Source organism: Xanthobacter sp. BG11Y11_SDJG (genome assembly GCF_057364445.1).
In genome coordinates, this window is record NZ_JBNFNU010000448.1 from 1 (window position 1) to 3,236 (window position 3,236).

At 69.8% G+C, this 3,236-nt stretch carries 4 protein-coding genes and 2 pseudogenes; 5 read left to right on the forward strand and 1 reads right to left on the reverse strand.

What is annotated here, in order from left to right:
* The 5 genes and pseudogenes from AC2W7M_RS22590 to AC2W7M_RS22610 all read left to right on the forward strand — a co-directional run.
* Positions 1-367: hypothetical protein (locus AC2W7M_RS22590; RefSeq protein WP_486135090.1), on the forward strand; the 367-nt coding region annotated here is incomplete at its 5' end.
* Between the two features lie 13 nt (positions 368-380).
* A pseudogene (locus AC2W7M_RS22595) lies at positions 381-473 on the forward strand (HAD family hydrolase); the annotation flags it as partial.
* Positions 474-541: 68 nt separating this feature from the next.
* Positions 542-862 (forward strand): annotated as a pseudogene (locus tag AC2W7M_RS22600) (HAD family hydrolase); the annotation flags it as partial.
* Between the two features lie 221 nt (positions 863-1,083).
* Complete coding sequence (locus tag AC2W7M_RS22605; RefSeq protein WP_486135092.1) at positions 1,084-1,854, forward strand: ATP12 family chaperone protein; 771 nt, start codon at positions 1,084-1,086, stop codon at positions 1,852-1,854.
* 8 nt (positions 1,855-1,862) lie between these two features.
* A complete protein-coding gene (locus AC2W7M_RS22610; protein ID WP_486135094.1) occupies positions 1,863-2,210 on the forward strand; it encodes a TfoX/Sxy family protein in 348 nt (115 codons plus the stop codon).
* Between the two features lie 4 nt (positions 2,211-2,214).
* Here AC2W7M_RS22610 and AC2W7M_RS22615 read toward each other — a convergent pair whose 3' ends face one another.
* The gene (locus AC2W7M_RS22615) at positions 2,215-3,039 is read right to left on the reverse strand and encodes a class I SAM-dependent methyltransferase (RefSeq protein WP_486135095.1); all 825 of its coding nucleotides are present in this window, start codon (positions 3,037-3,039) and stop codon (positions 2,215-2,217) included.
* Positions 3,040-3,236: the final 197 nt, after the last annotated feature.

The following is a 3,236-nucleotide window of genomic DNA, read 5'->3' on the forward strand; positions in this document are numbered from 1 at the left end:
CTCTCGCTCGCCGCGCCGGGGACCGGCCGAGGGCGGCGTCGGGGAGGCGAAGCTGCCTTTGCCGACACTGCATGCGCCGCCCGCGCCGACCCCGGCCGACATCGAATCGCGCAAGGCCTTTGCCAAGCAGACCCAGCAGAAATTCATCGACAACGGGCTCGATCTCACCGTGGCGACGTCGGGCGACGATGCGGCGGTGCTGACCATCAAGTTCAACTTCCCGGCCAAGACCGCGGCCGAGCTCATCGTCTCGGGGCCGTTCCCGCGCCAGTGCCAGCAGCGCGGCTTCCGGCAGGTGGTGTTCGTCGATCCCTCCGGGGAGACGTGGCTCTATGATGTGGCGACCCAGAAGATGAGCCAGAAATGAAGGCGGTGGGGGGATGAAGCTGGTTCTGTTCGACTGCGACGGCACGCTGGTGGACAGCCAGCATCTGATCGTCGCCGCCATGCGCGATGCCCACGCCGCGCAGGGCGCCGCGGCGCCGTCGCGCGAGGCCGCATCCTGGCGGTGGTGGGGCTGTCGCTGCCGGAGGCGTTCGCCGTGCTCTCGGGCGGCGATCCGGCCTATCCCATCGCCGCCATGGCCGACGCCTACAAGCTGGCCTTCACGCGGCTGCGCGACAGCGAGCCGCCGGAACCCATGTTCCCGTCCGCCCGGGAGGTGCTCGACGCCCTGCGCCAGGAGCCGGACGTGATCCTCGGCATGGCGACCGGCAAGGCGCGGCGCGGGGTCGACCGGGTGCTGGCGGCGCATGACATGGTGGGCTGGTTCGCCACCATCCAGACCGCCGACGACGCGCCCTCGAAGCCGCATCCCGCCATGGTGCTCCAGGCGATGGCGGAGGTGGGCGCGCGGCCGCAGGACACGGTGGTAGTGGGCGACACCAGCTTCGACATCGCCATGGCGCGGGCGCCGGCGCTGCGGCGCTGGGGGTTCCTGGGGCTATCATCCGGTCGAGGAGCTGACGCGGGCAGGTGCGCACCTGCTGGTGGACCGCTTCGAGCAGGTGCCCGGCGCCGCCTTCGCCCTGATGGCGCAGCGCGGCGCGCTGGCCGTCTGAGCCTGTGCCGGGAGGAACGAGCATGCGCGACATCATGGCCGATCTGGAGGCGGGTGCGGACCCGGTGGCGCGCGCCCGCGCCGCCCAGAAGACCCCGCTGCCCAAGCGCTTCTACAAGGACGTGGGCGTCGGCGAGGGGGAGGGCGGCTTCACCATCCTGCTCGATGGCCGTCCCGTGCGCACCCCGGCGCGCGCGCTTCTGGCGGTGCCGACCCGCGCGCTCGCCGAGGCCATGGCGGCGGAATGGGCAGCGCAGGGGGCGGAGATCGACCCCTTCTCCATGCCGTTGACGCGGCTCGTGAACGTCGCCCTCGACCGGGTGGCGCCGGAGATCGCGGCGGTGCGGGACGAGGTGGTGCGCTATGCCGGCAGCGACCTCGTATTCTATCGCGCCGAGGCGCCGCAGACCCTGGTGGAGAGGCAGGCGCACCATTGGGACGGCGTTCTGGACTGGATGCGCGACCAGCATGGCGCACGCTTCTACCTCGCCCAGGGCATCCGCCATGTCGCCCAGCCGGAGGAGGCGCTGGCGAAGGTCGAGCAGCAGGTCCCGCGCGAGCCGCTGGCGCTGTCGGCGGTGCATTCCATGACCACGCTGATGGGTTCGGCGCTGCTGGCGCTTGCTGTCGCGGAAGGCGCGCTCGATGCGCCGGCGGCGTGGGACGCGGCCCATGTGGACGAGGACTTCAATCGCGAGCAGTGGGGCGAGGACGAAGCCGCCGCCGCCCGCCGTGCCGCCCGCCGCACCGAGATGGATGCCGCGGCGCAGCTTCTGGCCCTCATCCGCTCCTGAGGCGCGCCATGGACCGTGCATTCCTCGCCGATCTCTTCTCCGCCTTCGGCGCGGTGGAGGTGCGGCGCCTGTTCGGCGGCCATGGCATCTATCGGCAGGGAGCGATGTTCGCCCTGGAGGCGGGCGATGCGCTCTATCTGAAGGCCGACGCGGACTTCGCCCGGGAACTTCAGGCGCGCGGCTCCGCGCCCTTCAGCTACGTGGCCAGCAACGGCCGGCGCACGGTGATGAGCTACTGGCGCGTGCCCGAGGCCGCCATGGACGATCCGGACGATCTCGCCGCCTTGTCGCAGCGCGCCCTGGAGATCGCCCGCCGCGCGCCGGCCACGCCCCGGCGCGCCAAGACGGCGCCGTAACGCTTCAGGACATGTAGCGGCGCTTGAGCGCCAGCAGCTTGTCGAGCAGTTCGCCGTTGTTCTCCGCGAGCCGGTTCTTGGCGGCGATGACGAAGGCGGGGTAGGGCTCGATCAGCACCGGCACCTTCACGCCCATGAAGTGGTAGACCTTGTAGATGCGCGCGCGGATCTCCGGGCTCGCCATCAGGCCGTCGAGGTACTTCTGCGCGAACGACTTGCGGGCGAGGTAGAGCTTGGACGTGCCCATGGCGATGGGCGCAAAATCCTGGCCCTTCTCGCGGTGCCAGTCGAAGAAGCCGTAGGACACGTCGGGCCAGGCCTGCTTCAGGAAGTCGTCGAGCGCGATCACGCCGCCCTCCGCCAGCGTCGCCGCCGCGAGGTCCAGGTCGTTGATGACGATGTCGTGCCAGTGGCCGCCGTCGACGCTGAAGAAGCGCACCGGGCCGACCGCCTCGGTGATCTCCTGGGGCGTCACGTCGAGCGATGAGGCCTTGCGGATGATCGTGCGCGCGGGGTCGATGCCGAACTTGGCGAGATTGGCCTCGAACACCGCGCGGTTGCCCTGGCCGGAATTGTCCACGTTCAGCGACTGGTCGTCGAAGATGTCGATGCACAGCGCCTTTTCGCCCCCGTGAAGGGCGAGGCACAGGGGCACGAACGACTTGCCGTGATGGACGCCGATCTCCACCGCGGAGCCGGACACGCCGAGCTCCTGCTGCAGGTCGAGGATGCGCAGGAACAGCTCGGCATCGTTGCGGGCAAACCAGCCGTTCACCTTCTTGCGGCCCGACCGGCAGTAATCGACGAGCCGTTGGTTCTGGACAGACATCTGTGCCTCGCGGGGTCTGGTCTTAGACGCGTCGCACGGCAAAGAGCCGGCTGCGCGGCTCCTTATAGTGCGCGTGCGAAAGAAAGAAAACACCGCGCCGTCCGATCAATCGAAACTGCCTACCACGGGCCAGTCCGATTTTGGTAGGTTTTCCTGTGCCGGGCCGGGCGCCCGGCCTCCCCCAATGAATCGAAACG

What these genes read in the sequence shown, in the direction of transcription:
- AC2W7M_RS22615 (WP_486135095.1), bottom strand. Translation starts at nt 3,039, where the DNA reads ATGTCTGTCCAGAACCAACGGCTCGTCGATTACTGCCGGTCGGGCCGC.
- AC2W7M_RS22610 (WP_486135094.1), top strand. Translation starts at nt 1,863, where the DNA reads ATGGACCGTGCATTCCTCGCCGATCTCTTCTCCGCCTTCGGCGCGGTG.
- AC2W7M_RS22605 (WP_486135092.1), top strand. Translation starts at nt 1,084, where the DNA reads ATGCGCGACATCATGGCCGATCTGGAGGCGGGTGCGGACCCGGTGGCG.